Here is a 14,196-nt window from a genome sequence, read left to right as displayed (position 1 = left end):
GCGCGGCTGTGGTTACACTCCACCCAGCGGTTTGATATTCTGCGTTCATACCGAAACAGCGGCTGGCCCGGCACCGGGATCATCCGCAGTTGCGGTAAGCGGTTATTTACCGTTAAACTGTTCATGCGTTAGTTTCTCCACGTTACGACACGCCACGACGCCAGGAGCTGCACACTCGCTGGCGTCACTCTTTTCTGGCGCACAAAAAACGCGATAAAGCAGCGTTAAGTGCTCCTGCCACTTAGCCATTACCTGATAGCTGTTCTCTTCGATTTGAGCGCGTTCTGCCTGGTCAATAACTCCGTCGGCTGTAGCCTGCCGGACATAGCGGGAGTGCTCGCTGATCCATTCAAAGGTTTCCATCAGGCGCTGATTGATGTCGGCGTTGTCCACGTCTTCAATTTCCACGAGCGGAACGTTAACGCTGTTGGACTGGCGCGATACCGCGTCGGCAATATGCTTTGTACCGCTGGCCTGCTGGAGCACCATTGCCCAGCCCATCGGGAAGATCTGATCGCCGCCGGTACGCAGGCGGTTAAAGAGTGCATCTTCGGTAACACCGAGCCATTCAGCCGCTTCGGCATAGCCGCCGGGCAGACTGGAGATCGTCTTTTTGATTGCGGCCACCAGCCAGGCGGGCTGCTTTTCTACTTGCCAGTGTTTGTTATCCACGGTTAACCCCTTGTAGCTGTGGTTACTTTTATTCGTTTTCATGGTTACTGTTTTGGATAGATGTCAGGACGCAGATCTGACTTCGTGATTGCACCTGCGGTGATTTCCTCCAACTTTTTCGCGAGAGAAAATCCCGCTTTTTTGTAGCCATTGAAGACCAGACGCAGATAGCCAGGCGTTGAGCGAACACTTACTGCTAATTGAAACTGCTGCTCTTTGGATAAAGAGTCCCAATATTCTTTCATGATATGTACCTCCTGTGTACATATTACACGAATAATATGAACCTACAAGGTACTTGTACCAATAAGGTACACAATGTTTAATTCTGGGATGAAAACGATTCAGGAAATTAGGCGGTTAAACGCCAGGAAGCTGCGTGATGGTGTCGGTGGAAACACTTACTTCGCCACCATGATCGACAGAGAGCCCACCCAAACCAGCAGGTTTATGGGGGAAGGCGCGTCTAAAAATATTGGCGATGCGATGGCGCGCCATATTGAAAAATGCTTTGATTTACCGTTAGGCTGGTTGGATCAGGAACACCAAACCACTAACATTGCGAAAAGTCCTGATGTATCAGACACTAATAGAAACATAACATTGGTTCCGGTTATCTCCTGGGTGCAGGCAGGAGCATGGACGGAAGCTGGCTTTGCTGAGGTGGACTTGAACGGTGTTGAAACTTATCCGTGCCCTGTGCCGTGCGGACCCATGACGTATATTTTACGTGTTATCGGTGACTCAATGATCGATGAGTACCGGCCCGGCGACATGATTTTTGTAGACCCCGAGATCCCGGCAGGTCATGGAGATGATGTCATAGCGCTTATGCACGATTCCGGTGAAACCACTTTCAAGAGGTTGATTGAAGATGGTGGCAGTAAGTATTTGAAAGCTTTGAATCAAAGCTGGCCTGAGCCTTACGTTAAGATAGACGGTAATTGCTCCATAATCGGAACAGTCATCTTCTCAGGTAAGCCCCGAAGGTACTTACATAAAAATTAATTTTCACCTTGAGCCCGCGAAAGCGGGTTTTTTTATGCTTGACAATGTACCCTAACGGTACATAATGTACCTACAAGCAACAGCGAACAGGCGGGACGCCCACGAAGTAGCCGCCGGTGGCGTATGAATGACCGGATGATTCGCACACAACAGGAAAGAGCATTGGTTGTAACGCACATAGAAGCTTCGTTGTCCGGGCCAGTGGCTGGGGAAGAATCCAGTACAAACCGACCGGCGGCCAGATCGGTGCCAGGTTACGCAATGCTCTTTCCGTTGTGACGTGTTCAAGCGAACTGCAGCGCCGGCCGACGCAAAGACCCGTAATCGGCTGAGTCACAGGTACTGGTGACCAATACCAAAACAGAGCGGCGGGAAGTAAGCGGGTGTAGCGCCCCGGTGTCACAGCCAAAAAATGCCAACTGCTGTCTTTGGCGGCATCTGATCTTTACCCGTGAGGATGCCGCACTTTTTTACGCTACACACAAGAGCATCACCGGGCGACGGGCTCATAACCCAATCCACCCGGGTACATAAGGCGATTGCAGTCGCGGTATTGTGCAGGTGCTCTTCTGTGTTGTGTGGAGAAACTAACCCCTTGTGCAGAGGATCGAACCAATGAAATTATCCAAATTCCGCAGCGCCATAGTTTATCGGGCTACGCTGCCAAGCATTGAAGCAGTTGAGGGTCACCTGCTGGAGCTGCCCTACAGCGATATTGGCGAAACCGAGTTTTCCCGTGCGTCATTCGTGCCAAATCCGGTTACAGGCGAACTTGTCACCCCGCTTACTGGCGGATATGCCATCGTGATTCGCCATGATCAGAAAATATTACCTGCGCAGGTTGTAGTTCGCGAAACGCAGGAGCGCGTCAACAAAGTAGAGCTGCTCAGAGGCGAAAAAGTAAAGCGTATCGAGCGCCGCCAGATTGCTGCTCAGGTGAAAGTCGATCTGTGCAAAAAGGCTTTCGTTAAATCCTCCCTCATCCTGGCGCTGTATAAATCCGCCGATAACCTTCTGGTGATCAACACTTCGAACAAAAATATGGCCTCGCTGGCCTGCGCACTCCTGATTAAGGTAATTGGTTCCGTTAAGACCGAAACGATCCATATCAGCGACATAAAGAACGGCTTGACAACTCGCTTGCAGAATCACCTGGCCGGTAACAGCGAAGCGTTCGATGGTTTCGCTGTTGGTGACTATATCCAACTCTCAAGACACGCAGATCAGAAGGAAACTATTCGCTACTCAGCTGAACATAATTCAGTTGCGGCAGAGATCATCGAGAGCCTGAATAGCGGATTTACAGTTGACCAGATGGAACTCGTCGGTGCGGGTGTGCATTTCCTGCTTACGGAAAACTTCCACTTCCGCCGTATTGACACCCAGGATCACACCTTCAATCCAGAAGATGACCGGGCATATCAATGGCGGCATCAGGCAGGCGCCGATCTTTTCCAGTTCAGTAAGGTGGTAAACGGCCTGTGCGAACTCCTCTCTTATAAAGATCCGCAAGACCAAAAACCAGCAGCGTAAAAACTCAGCAGCAACTACCCCATCGCAATGGGTTGGGTTGCTGCAACCAAAATTCGACGCGGTGCAGCGCGAAATAACACGGAGAAATAACGATGTCCTTTATTCAAACCCTGAGCGGTAAGCATTTTGATTACCTGAACGCGCAAACAGACGATGTCGATATTGAGGACATCGCTACTGCCCTCTCGAATATTTGCCGCTTTGCCGGCCACCTGCCCGAGTTTTACAGCGTGGCGCAGCACTCCGTTCTGTGCAGCCAGATCGTGCCGCAGGAATACGCCTTTGAAGCGTTGCTGCACGATGCAGCTGAAGCTTATTGTCTGGACATGCCCGCGCCGTTGAAAGCACTGCTGCCGGACTATCGCCGCATCGAAGCACAAGTGGATGACCTGATCCGCAGTAAGTTCGGTCTTCCGCTTAACCAATCTACCGCCGTTAAATATGCCGATCTGGTCATGCTGGCAACCGAGCGCCGGGATCTCGAAATCGACAATGGTACGCACTGGCCGATTCTCGAAGGCATACCGGCATCAGACCTCATCCAGATCAATCCACTGCGCCCGGGCCAGGCCTTTGGCCTGTTCATGAACCGCTTCAATGAACTGAGCGGGGCGCGCCAATGAAAGAGCAACTGGCAAAAATGACCATCATTGAGCTGGTCAGAACGGCACACAACTACTCCACCAGCATCAAGCAGACCGGCGTTTATTCTGAGCTGGTACGAGAAATGGCCTCTCGGTTGGAGGCGCTAAATTTGGCGCATATAGGTGCAATGGCTGCACTGAATAGTACAGAAAACGAGCGCGATCAGCTGGCTGCTGAGAATGCGGCGATAAGAGCGATTCGCAATGACGCTGCGTTTATCACCGATGAGCATTACGAACAGTGCCCTACAGAAGTGCAGAAAATCATTGGCAAACTGGCTGTGATGTTACTTCCCGCTACGGCTCGCTTCCTCGCCGAGCAGCGGGCGCAAGAAGCTAAAAGGATATACGAAAGCATTCTTGATAATCCCGCCGTAGTTGACATGGAATCGCTGGTTGATTGGCTTGAACAACATGCCGGAGATGCAAAAGCGTTCGCCGCACAGCTGCGCAACGAGGTGAATCATGACTGACATCAACGAACTGACGGCGAAGCTGAAACCGGTAGGTGAGTTCATTTTTGAACAACTCGGTCAGCGCTGGCATCACATAAAGCATGGAGAGGCGAGTTTTACTGAGCCTCGCTTGCCAGCCACTAAGTTGTTCAAAGAGTCTGACTTTCTGGCACTGACAGAGGCGCTGGAAGCCGCAGAAAGGGAGCGAGATAACTGGCGCAACAGTTTTGATAACGAACGTTTTCGCGCTGATAAGTTGGCCAAGGCATTTAAAACAGAGCATGAACAATTACTAATGGCTAATGGCGCGCTTATCACGCAGCACATGAAGGCTAACGGGGCAGAGCGGCGCATAGCAGAACTGGAGGCGAAGCTCGAAGCCGCAGAGAAGCGGATTGCTGAGCTTCAATCAGATGTAGAGGACGCAGAATACAGACGAGAAGCGGCCCTGAAAAATGGCGATGCCCTGGTACAACTCATTGCTGAGCGGGACTCTCGCATAGCCGAGCTTGAGGCCAGAGCGCTCACCGTGAAGCTGCCCGACGTTTTGGATAGAGCGCCGCTGTACGCACAAAACCGGACGCTGGAGGCTGTTGCCATCGCCTGCGCCGAGTTGGGCCTCAAATTGCAGGTCGAGGGGGAGTGAGCGTGAAGAACCGCAAAGCGAAGTTTCTGTTTGTCAAACCCGGTGATCGCATTCGCATATCCAATCGCGCGACCGTTCGCTACGCGCCTTCAGGTGTCGCGCATTTGCCGACTCACTTTTATGGCCTCGATAAAAGGCCCAGCGCGGCGCAGAACCGCTGTAAAAATCATTCGGTGAGGATTGAATCGTGGAAATAACCAAAGAAATTATTATGCACGGCGCGCAGGTGGGCGACCTCGGAATTAATGCTGTACGAGAGATTTGCCGCCGCCTGCTGGCTTCAAATTGAAGATCGAGGGGGATGAATGAAACAGGTAACCATTGAAAATGTGACCGCCCGGATTACCGACCTGGCGACTATCCAGAGCAGTACCACTATCGGGATATCTCTGCGAGAAGAATTTGAGCTTGCGTGTATGCGGGAACTGCTGGCTGCTATGCAGGCTGCCGAAGCGCAGAAGCCGGGCGAGTACCTGACCCACGTAGTTGATGACGGTGTTGGTGAATACAGCGACAGGATGAATTTCAGTCTCCCGATTGGCACAGACTTATACGCCGCCCCGCAGCTCGTCGCGGTGCCTGATGGTTATGTCTTGGTGCCGAATAGACTCACCGCTGAGAACGGCGCAAAAAGTGCGATGTCTGGTGAGTTTTCAGAAACAAAGTTTATCAACTGTCCTGAATGTTTTGGTGATGAAGAATGCGAAACCTGCGATGGCAGTGGAAGAATTGAAATTACCCTGCCAGTCAGTTGGACGAACATAAAAGCAATTTGGGAAAAAGCTGTTGAGCATTTTGCCGCCACACATGTAAACCCGGAGTATTCAACTCATCTGGTGGGGGAAGTGGTGGCCAGGAACCACCCAAACCATGAGCGGAACGTCGATTTCCGCTGGCTGGACTTTAATGTAGAGCCGGGAACCAAGCTGTATGCGATAAAGCAGGAGCGCAGCTGATTTCAACCACCAGCAGTATTGATTAAAACCCGGGTGCAGCCGGGCTAAGTGGAGGTAACTATGCAAGAAGTGATTCAGTTAGCGCCTAACGAGTGGGTTTGCGAAAGTGTTCTTATCACGGTGACCGGGCTGAAGCCGGGGACCATCCTACGGGCCAGAAAAGAATGCTGGATGGTTGGGCGGGAATATATTCACGTTTCCCCGGATGGCAATCCGAAACCATCCAGTGAGTGTATGTATAACCGCAAGGCAGTAGATGCGTGGGTTGCCTCGCTCAGAAATAAACAACCTGGGTGATTTGATACCATGAAAAAGGTAAGCTCACATCGCTCTTGGGCGTCGGGAGGGAACGATGGTTAAAGCCATATATCCGACAGGCGTCGAAAACCACGGTGGCTCTTTGCGCATCTGGTTTAGTTATAAAGGTAAGCGTGTCAGGGAAAACCTCGGTGTCCCTGACACCATAAAGAACAGGAAGATCGCCGGGGAACTGAGGACATCGGTATGTTTCGCAATCCGCACAGGGACGTTCGACTATGCGACACAGTTTCCCGAATCACCTCACCTCAAAACTTTTGGGGTAGGCCGGAAAGAAATTACAGTGAAAGAACTCGAAGAAAAGTGGCTGGATCTGAAAAAGATGGAGATTTCTGCGAACGCCCTCAATCGCTATGAGTCGGTCGTAAGAAATGTTGTGCCACGGATCGGAGCGGGAAGACTGGTAGGATCGGTGACCAAAGAGGATTTACTGTACATCAGGAAGGATTTGCTGACCGGGCATCGGGCAAGACAGAAAGGCAATTCCCTGACCAAAGGCAGGAGCGTTGTTACTGTAAATTATTACATGACAACAATCGCCGGAATGTTCCAGTTCGCTGCAGATCATGGCTATATAAAGGCGAATCCGTTTGAAGGAATTAAACCGCTGAAAAAAGCCAGGGTAGAACCCGATCCGCTGACTCGTGACGAATTTATCCGCCTGATTGATGCATGCCGGCATCAGCAGACGAAAAACCTGTGGTCATTAGCAGTATACACAGGGGTGCGTCACGGGGAACTGCTCTCCCTGGCATGGGAGGACATCGATCTTAAAGCTGGGACAATAACAATCCGCCGTAATTATACGAAACTGGGTGAATTCACTCTACCGAAAACTGCTGCCAGTACGAACAGAGTGATCCACCTGATTGAGCCAGCTGTTAGCGTACTGAAAAACCAGGCTGAAATGACAAGGCTCGGCAAGCAGCATCAGATTGATGTTCAGTTGCGAGAATATGGCAGGACCGAGAGGCACGACTGCACGTTTGTCTTTAATCCTCAGTTAGTCAGGCGTAGCGCTCAGGTAGGTTTTGTTTATAAGGCCGATTCGATAGGTGATTCCTGGGACGCGGCGGTTAAGCGAGCAGGAATAAGGCACAGGAAGGCTTATCAGTCACGCCATACCTACGCATGCTGGTCACTATCCGCTGGCGCAAACCCCAGCTTCATTGCCAGTCAGATGGGCCATGCAAGCGCCCAGATGGTATTCAATGTGTACGGGGCCTGGATGGCTGACAGCAGTACAGAGCAGATAGCGATGCTCAACCAAAAGCTTGGCGACTTTGCCCCATCAATGCCCCATCGACCACAAGGCATTAGTGGAGCATTTTTAAAATCAGTAAGTTAGTTAATGTTACCCGCCATGTTAACTGCGTGGAGGGCAACACCACCCTCTACGCCCTGCCGAAAGCGGAGATCGTCGCCCGCTGGCACGATCAGACCCATGACGATTTCCGCTTTTGCTTTAAATTTCCGGCAACGATTTCCCATCAGGCGGCGCTACGCAACTGTGAGGATTTAACGCAGGAGTTTTTCACCCGCCTGTCGCCGCTGGAACATCGCCTGGGCCAGTACTGGCTCCAGCTTCCGGCGACCTTTGGCCCGCAGGCGTTACCCGCGCTGTGGGACTTCCTGGACGGTTTGCCGAAAGCCTTTACCTATGGCGTGGAAGTTCGCCATGCGGAATTCTTCGCCAAAGGCGAGGCAGAAACCCAGCTCAACCGTGGCCTGCATATGCGTGGCGTTAACCGGGTAATCTTAGACAGCCGCCCGGTACACAGCGCGATCCCCAGTAATCAGGCCATTATTGACGCCCAGCGTAAAAAGCCAAAGCTGCCGGTTCACGCCGTGGTCACTGCATCCGATCCGATGGTGCGCTTTATCGGCAGCGACGACATGGCACAAAATCGTGCGCTGTTCGACGTCTGGCTGCAAAAACTGCCGCTGTGGGAACAAAACAGCACGCCGTGGCTGTTTTTACATACGCCGGATATCGCTCACGCCCCGGAACTGGTGGACACCCTCTGGTCCTCTCTGCGCGCGGCAATGCCGTCTATTGGCCCCGCCCCGTCGATTCCACAACAATCCTCTCTTTTCTGAATCAGTCGCGCTATCATAGAGGGGTGCCATCTTTGTCCCTATAACGGAGTTGTTATGGTTAGCGCGCTGTATGCCGTGCTGAGCGTTTTGCTGTTGGTGAAGTTTTCCATTGATGTCGTACGGTTACGCATGCAGTACCGGGTTTCCCTCGGCGATGGCGGTTATAGCGAACTGCAAACGGCGATCCGTATACATGGTAACGCGGTGGAGTATCTGCCCGTCGGCCTGATCCTGCTGCTGTTTATGGAAATGAACGGCGCAGAAACCTGGATGGTACACTTTTGCGGTCTGCTGCTGGTTAGCGGACGGCTGATGCATTACTACGGATTACACCATCACCTGTTCTTCTGGCGTCGTTCCGCCATGAGCGCCACCTGGTGTGCGCTTATCCTGCTGGTGCTGGCTAACCTGTGGTATATGCCCTGGGAGTTGGTTTTCTCCCTGCATTAGCGCACAATACGCCACTTTTGTTTTCTCGGATTTTTACGTTATGCCTCACCGCGACACGCTTTTTTCTGCGCCAATCGCCAGCCTGGGCGACTGGACATTTGATGAACGGGTAGCCGAAGTCTTCCCGGATATGATCCAGCGCTCCGTTCCGGGCTACTCGAATATCATCTCTATGATCGGCATGCTGGCCGGACGTTTCGTCACGCCGAATACGCAGGTCTACGATCTGGGCTGTTCTCTGGGTGCGGCAACGCTGTCGGTGCGCCGCAACATCGCCCACGACGGCTGTAAAATCATTGCCGTTGATAATTCTCCGGCGATGATCGAACGCTGCCGCCGTCATATCGAAGCCTTTAAAGCCCCGACGCCGGTGGAGGTCGTGGAAGGCGACATCCGCACGGTGCGCATTGAAAATGCCTCGATGGTGGTGCTGAACTTCACCCTGCAATTCCTTGAACCTGCCGAACGTCAGGCGCTGCTGGATAACATTTATCAGGGGCTGGTCCCCGGCGGCGCGCTGGTGCTGTCGGAGAAATTCAGCTTCGAAGATGCCGAGGTGGGTGAGTTGCTGTTCAACATGCATCACGACTTCAAGCGTGCTAATGGCTATAGCGAACTGGAAATCAGCCAGAAGCGCAGCATGCTGGAAAACGTCATGCTGACGGATTCCGTGGAGACGCACAAAGCGCGCCTGCACAAGGCCGGTTTTGAACACAGCGAACTCTGGTTCCAGTGCTTTAACTTTGGCTCGCTGGTGGCGCTGAAAGCCGGAGATACACAATGATCGAGTTCGGCAATTTTTATCAGCTCATCGCTAAAAATCACCTCTCCCACTGGCTGGAAACCCTGCCCGCGCAGATCGCCAGCTGGCAGCGCGAAGCCCTGCATGGTCAGTTTAAGCAGTGGAATAACGCCGTTGAATTCTTGCCAGAGATGACGCCCTATCGGCTGGATCTGCTGCACAGCGTGACCGCCGAAAGCGAAACACCGTTAAGCGACGGGCAAATCAGACGTATTGAAACGCTGCTGCGTAACCTGATGCCGTGGCGCAAAGGGCCGTTTTCGCTCTATGGCGTGGACATTAATACCGAATGGCGCTCCGACTGGAAGTGGGATCGCGTGCTGCCACATCTGTCGGATCTGACCGGGCGCACCATTCTGGATGTCGGCTGCGGTAGCGGTTATCACCTGTGGCGCATGATCGGCGCAGGGGCGCATCTGGCGGTAGGTATCGATCCGATGCAGCTCTTTTTATGCCAGTTCGAAGCCGTGCGCAAACTGCTGGGCAACGATCAGCGCGCGCATCTGCTGCCGCTCGGCATTGAGCAGCTGCCGGCGCTCAACGCTTTCGACACCGTGTTTTCGATGGGCGTGCTGTATCACCGCCGCTCGCCGCTGGAGCATCTGTGGCAACTGAAAGATCAACTGGTGAAAGATGGCGAGCTTGTGCTGGAAACGCTGGTCATTGAAGGGGATGAAAACGCCGTGCTGGTACCGGGCGATCGTTATGCGCAGATGCGTAACGTCTATTTTATCCCGTCGGCGCTGGCACTGAAAAACTGGCTGGAAAAATGTGGCTTCGTGGATGTGCGTATCGCCGACGTCAGCGTGACGTCTGTTGACGAGCAACGGCGCACGGACTGGATGATCACCGAATCGCTGGCCGAGTTCCTCGATCCGCTTGATACCAGCAAAACGGTGGAAGGTTACCCGGCCCCACAGCGCGCGGTATTGATTGCCCGCAAGCCGTGATCTGGAGTCGGACGCTTGCCCGGCGGCGCAAGCTTGCCGGGCCTACAATTTAACCGACCATCAATTTAACTGGTCATCAATGTACTTTTTCCAAACGGGTTCGGTCTGCAACAAGGCGGCGACGCAGCAAATCCCCGGGAGCTTACATAAGTAAGTGACCGGGGTGCGCGAGGAAAGCCAACGCAGTTGCAGGCCGAAACCCGGCAGGAAAAAGATAAAAAAAGGCCCCTGTTGAAATTGCAGGGGCCTGGTACAAGCAAGCATCACATTGGGCGACATGATGCGCGGTAAAAAGGGTTAACAAAAGCGATGACGGGCAATCATCGCTTTCATCTCAGAAACCGCGTCGCCATCAACGCCATAACGGGAATATTCATCCGCGCTGGCATCCGAAGACATCGACAATCCTGAATGACGATAACGCATGGGTGACGGCGTCCACCTTCCCGCTGAACTATGCACCTCCGCGATACCCGCGTCGAGCAACCGTTCAAGGTTAGAAAGGCGTACACCTGCACCAGCCATAATGATTGGAACACCGGATCGTGCTTTTAGTTCCGTAATTAATGAAACTCCTTGCTCCGCCGACGCCTGTTGCCCCGAAGTGAGGATACGCGCCACGCCTAAATCCCCCAGCTTATCAAACGCTTCATGCGGATTTTGACACATATCGAACGCCCGATGAAAAGTGACCGCCATGCCGGCCGCAGCCGCCATTATGTGCCGCATGCGGGGCACATCGACGTTCCCGTCTTCATCCAGCACCCCGATGACCACGCCCGGATAACCCAGCGATTTGATCAGCGCGATGTCTTCCAGCATGGCGCTGAACTCGGCAGCGCTATAGCAAAAATCCCCGCCGCGCGGACGCACAATCGGATGTACCGGAATGGTCACGCGTTGCCGCACCCGTTTTAACACACCGTATGAGACGGTCAGCCCGCCCTCATTCGGCGCGGCACATAGCTCAATGCGATCGGCGCCGTGCTGTGCGGCAACGATCGCGCTCTCCTCGCTGTAACAACAGATTTCCAGTAATGCCACGGTTTTCTCCTTAAATGCCGGTTAGCGTTCGCTGGCAACGATGTCCTCAATCGACCACGGATGGAATTTGATCGTCACCTTGCCGTCGGTGACCGCGAGCGTAGGATTCGGCAGACGCTCACGCGCCCCTTTCGGGGCGCTGGTTTTCACAAAAATACCCGGCTGGCTCAGCCCCTCATCCGCCAGCAGCGCCAGCGCCCGGGCATTCAGGCTTTCTGGATCGCCGGGCAGCACAATTTCGATATGCTCCCAGCCTTCGTGGGGATAGCGCTTCTCCCCCGGCCACGGCAATTCCACTATCGTAAACTGCCAGTGTGCCACCCTGACCGGCTCGTGCAGCGTAAACAGGCAGATGGGCCGCCCGTTGATCAGCGTTTCGCTAAGTAAATCCCCGCACTGCTCAAGCCCGGCGCGCCAGCGTTCGGCGGTGGCATTCTGATGACAGCGCAGGGAAATGTGATCGGCATCAAGAGGCGCAATATCCAGACCGAGCCGGGTGGCAAGTTCTGTTAACGCCTGGGTGAAGCGCGGTAAATCCGCGGAAATATCATGCAGTTCATCAATTGTCTGCCAGTCTGCCATCGTCATTGCCTTTCACGGGTCGCAAAACCGCTAATTTACCCTGTTGCCGGTGGCTTACCAACCGATGATTTGCTGGTGGTGCAACTGAATGATTATTCATGGATCTGCGGCAGTTTATTTGCGCATTCTGCACCCGGTCGCAGGGCTGACGGCACGGGCCAATTGCAGTATACTCCCGCCTTTGATGATCAACATCCGGGCGCAGCCAGCCCTTACGCGCTGCGCCATTAACCAAAGGTATCACGGTGAATATTCAGGCTCTTCTCTCAGAAAAAGTCAGTCAGGCACTGATTGCCGCAGGTGCGCCTGCGGATTGCGAACCGCAGGTTCGTCAGTCAGCAAAAGTACAGTTTGGCGACTATCAGGCTAATGGCGTGATGGCAGTTGCGAAAAAACTGGGCATGCCGCCGCGACAAGTTGCAGAGCAGGTGCTGACTCATCTCGATCTCAGCGGCATTGCCAGCAAAGTGGAAATCGCCGGACCTGGCTTTATCAATATTTTCCTTGAGCCTGCATTTCTGGCAGCCCAGGTCGATCAGGCGCTGGCGTCCGATCGCCTTGGCGTCTCCCGCCCTGCGCCGCAAACCGTGGTTGTCGATTACTCCGCGCCTAACGTCGCCAAAGAGATGCACGTTGGCCACCTGCGCTCAACCATTATTGGTGATGCGTCAGTGCGCACGCTGGAGTTCCTCGGCCATAACGTCATTCGCGCCAACCACGTCGGCGACTGGGGCACCCAGTTCGGTATGCTGATCGCCTTCCTGGAGCTGAAGCAGCAAGAAAACGCCGGTGAAATGGCGCTGGCGGATCTGGAAGAGTTCTACCGCGCTGCCAAAACCCATTACGACGCCGATGCCGCCTTTGCCGAGCGCGCCCGTAACTACGTGGTGAAACTGCAAAGCGGCGACGAATACTGCCGTGAGATGTGGCGCAAGCTGGTCGACATCACCATGACCCAGAACCAGATCACCTATGAGCGTCTGAACGTAACGCTGACCCGCAAAGATGTAATGGGTGAAAGCCTGTACAACCCGATGCTGCCGGGCATCGTGGCCGATCTGAAAGAAAAAGGTCTGGCGGTGGAAAGCGAAGGCGCAACCGTAGTCTTCCTCGATGAGTACAAAAATAAAGAAGGCGAGCCGATGGGCGTCATCATCCAGAAAAAGGATGGCGGCTACCTCTACACCACCACGGACATCGCCTGCGCGAAATACCGCTATGAAACGCTGCATGCGGATCGCGTGCTGTATTACATCGACTCCCGTCAGCACCAGCACCTGATGCAGGCGTGGACCATCGTGCGTAAAGCCGGTTACGTACCGGAGAGCGTGCCGCTGGAACACCATATGTTCGGCATGATGCTCGGCAAAGACGGCAAGCCGTTCAAAACTCGCGCTGGCGGGACAGTGAAGCTGGCAGATCTGCTGGATGAAGCGCTGGAGCGCGCACGTCGTCTGGTTGCCGAGAAGAACCCGGACATGCCGGCAGACGAGCTGGAAAAACTGGCCAACGCGGTTGGTATCGGCGCGGTGAAGTACGCGGATCTCTCCAAGAGCCGTACCACCGACTACATCTTCGACTGGGACAACATGCTGGCGTTTGAGGGCAATACCGCGCCGTACATGCAGTACGCCTACACCCGCGTGCTGTCCGTCTTCCGTAAGGCCGGTCTGGACGAAAGCACCCTCAGCGATGCGCCGGTGATCCTCACCGAAGATCGCGAAGTGCAGCTGGCGGCCCGCCTGATTCAGTTTGAAGAAACGCTGACCGTGGTTGCCCGTGAAGGCACACCGCACGTGATGTGTACGTATCTGTACGATCTGGCAGGTCTGTTCTCCGGCTTCTATGAGCACTGCCCGATCCTCAGCGCTGAAAACGAAACTACCCGTCAGAGCCGCCTGAAGCTGGCACTGCTGACGGCGAAAACGCTGAAGCTGGGTCTGGATACGCTGGGTATCGAAACCGTAGAACGTATGTAATGCAAAAAGCCCGCCATTTTATTCACCTGGGGATGCAGGGAATAAAGCGGCGGGCCA

The 14,196-nt window shown here is 53.9% G+C and carries 17 protein-coding genes; 13 read left to right on the top strand and 4 right to left on the bottom strand.

Annotated elements, in window-relative coordinates:
* Positions 1–102: 102 nt before the first annotated feature.
* Entirely contained in the window at positions 103–672 is a 570-nt protein-coding gene (locus KW828_RS07140; protein WP_218335735.1) for a YmfL family putative regulatory protein, read from the bottom strand.
* A gap of 44 nt (positions 673–716) precedes the next feature.
* Complete coding sequence (locus KW828_RS07135) at positions 717–917, bottom strand: YdaS family helix-turn-helix protein (protein WP_218335734.1); 201 nt, start codon at positions 915–917, stop codon at positions 717–719.
* Positions 918–1,005: 88 nt separating this feature from the next.
* Between KW828_RS07135 and KW828_RS07130 the strand changes: the two genes are divergently transcribed.
* The 12 genes from KW828_RS07130 to cmoB all read left to right on the top strand — a co-directional run bounded on the left by KW828_RS07130 (position 1,006) and on the right by cmoB (position 10,534).
* Complete coding sequence (locus tag KW828_RS07130) at positions 1,006–1,680, top strand: LexA family transcriptional regulator (protein WP_218335907.1); 675 nt, start codon at positions 1,006–1,008, stop codon at positions 1,678–1,680.
* A 615-nt stretch (positions 1,681–2,295) separates the two neighbouring features.
* Positions 2,296–3,213 (top strand): recombination-associated protein RdgC, encoded by a 918-nt coding sequence (gene rdgC / locus KW828_RS07120; protein ID WP_218335906.1) that lies wholly within the window; start codon positions 2,296–2,298, stop codon positions 3,211–3,213.
* 92 nt (positions 3,214–3,305) lie between these two features.
* On the top strand, positions 3,306–3,836 hold the full coding sequence (locus tag KW828_RS07115; RefSeq protein WP_218335733.1) for an HD family hydrolase: 531 nt from the start codon (positions 3,306–3,308) through the stop codon (positions 3,834–3,836).
* Positions 3,833–4,330 carry a hypothetical protein gene (locus tag KW828_RS07110; RefSeq protein ID WP_218335732.1) on the top strand — a complete coding sequence of 166 codons (498 nt, stop codon included), beginning with the start codon at positions 3,833–3,835 and terminating at the stop codon, positions 4,328–4,330. Before KW828_RS07115 ends, KW828_RS07110 begins: the two co-directional genes overlap by 4 nt.
* Positions 4,323–4,958, top strand: coding sequence for a hypothetical protein (locus KW828_RS07105; protein WP_218335731.1), 636 nt, complete (start codon positions 4,323–4,325; stop codon positions 4,956–4,958). The genes KW828_RS07110 and KW828_RS07105 overlap by 8 nt, the downstream gene beginning before the upstream one ends.
* 305 nt (positions 4,959–5,263) lie before the next feature.
* Positions 5,264–5,914: a hypothetical protein gene (locus KW828_RS21885; RefSeq protein WP_256350059.1), complete on the top strand. Its 651-nt coding sequence runs from the start codon at positions 5,264–5,266 to the stop codon at positions 5,912–5,914.
* A 60-nt stretch (positions 5,915–5,974) separates the two neighbouring features.
* On the top strand, positions 5,975–6,211 hold the full coding sequence (locus KW828_RS07095; RefSeq protein ID WP_072568848.1) for an excisionase family protein: 237 nt from the start codon (positions 5,975–5,977) through the stop codon (positions 6,209–6,211).
* A 55-nt stretch (positions 6,212–6,266) separates the two neighbouring features.
* A complete protein-coding gene (locus tag KW828_RS07090) occupies positions 6,267–7,580 on the top strand; it encodes a site-specific integrase (protein WP_218335730.1) in 1,314 nt (437 codons plus the stop codon).
* Positions 7,559–8,332, top strand: a complete 774-nt coding sequence (locus KW828_RS07085; RefSeq protein ID WP_218335905.1) for a DUF72 domain-containing protein — start codon at positions 7,559–7,561, stop codon at positions 8,330–8,332. The genes KW828_RS07090 and KW828_RS07085 overlap by 22 nt, the downstream gene beginning before the upstream one ends.
* A gap of 54 nt (positions 8,333–8,386) precedes the next feature.
* The gene (locus KW828_RS07080) at positions 8,387–8,782 is read left to right on the top strand and encodes an MAPEG family protein (RefSeq protein ID WP_088218845.1); all 396 of its coding nucleotides are present in this window, start codon (positions 8,387–8,389) and stop codon (positions 8,780–8,782) included.
* A 40-nt stretch (positions 8,783–8,822) separates the two neighbouring features.
* On the top strand, positions 8,823–9,566 hold the full coding sequence (gene cmoA / locus KW828_RS07075) for a carboxy-S-adenosyl-L-methionine synthase CmoA (RefSeq protein ID WP_218335729.1): 744 nt from the start codon (positions 8,823–8,825) through the stop codon (positions 9,564–9,566).
* Positions 9,563–10,534 carry a tRNA 5-methoxyuridine(34)/uridine 5-oxyacetic acid(34) synthase CmoB gene (gene cmoB, locus KW828_RS07070; RefSeq protein ID WP_218335728.1) on the top strand — a complete coding sequence of 324 codons (972 nt, stop codon included), beginning with the start codon at positions 9,563–9,565 and terminating at the stop codon, positions 10,532–10,534. The genes cmoA and cmoB overlap by 4 nt, the downstream gene beginning before the upstream one ends.
* Before the next feature lie 297 nt (positions 10,535–10,831).
* Here cmoB and cutC read toward each other — a convergent pair whose 3' ends face one another.
* A complete protein-coding gene (cutC, locus tag KW828_RS07065; protein ID WP_218335727.1) occupies positions 10,832–11,578 on the bottom strand; it encodes a copper homeostasis protein CutC in 747 nt (248 codons plus the stop codon).
* Positions 11,579–11,599: 21 nt separating this feature from the next.
* Positions 11,600–12,160: a VOC family protein gene (locus KW828_RS07060; protein WP_218335726.1), complete on the bottom strand. Its 561-nt coding sequence runs from the start codon at positions 12,158–12,160 to the stop codon at positions 11,600–11,602.
* 245 nt (positions 12,161–12,405) lie between these two features.
* Here KW828_RS07060 and argS point away from each other — a divergent pair, with 245 nt between their 5' ends.
* Positions 12,406–14,139 (top strand): arginine--tRNA ligase, encoded by a 1,734-nt coding sequence (argS, locus tag KW828_RS07055; protein ID WP_218335725.1) that lies wholly within the window; start codon positions 12,406–12,408, stop codon positions 14,137–14,139.
* Positions 14,140–14,196 lie beyond the last annotated feature (57 nt).

Source organism: Enterobacter sp. ENT03 (assembly GCF_019218745.1).
Lineage (GTDB): Bacteria > Pseudomonadota > Gammaproteobacteria > Enterobacterales > Enterobacteriaceae > Enterobacter_D.
Note: the sequence above shows the minus strand (reverse complement) of the source record. Positions and strands in the feature narration are given on the sequence as shown.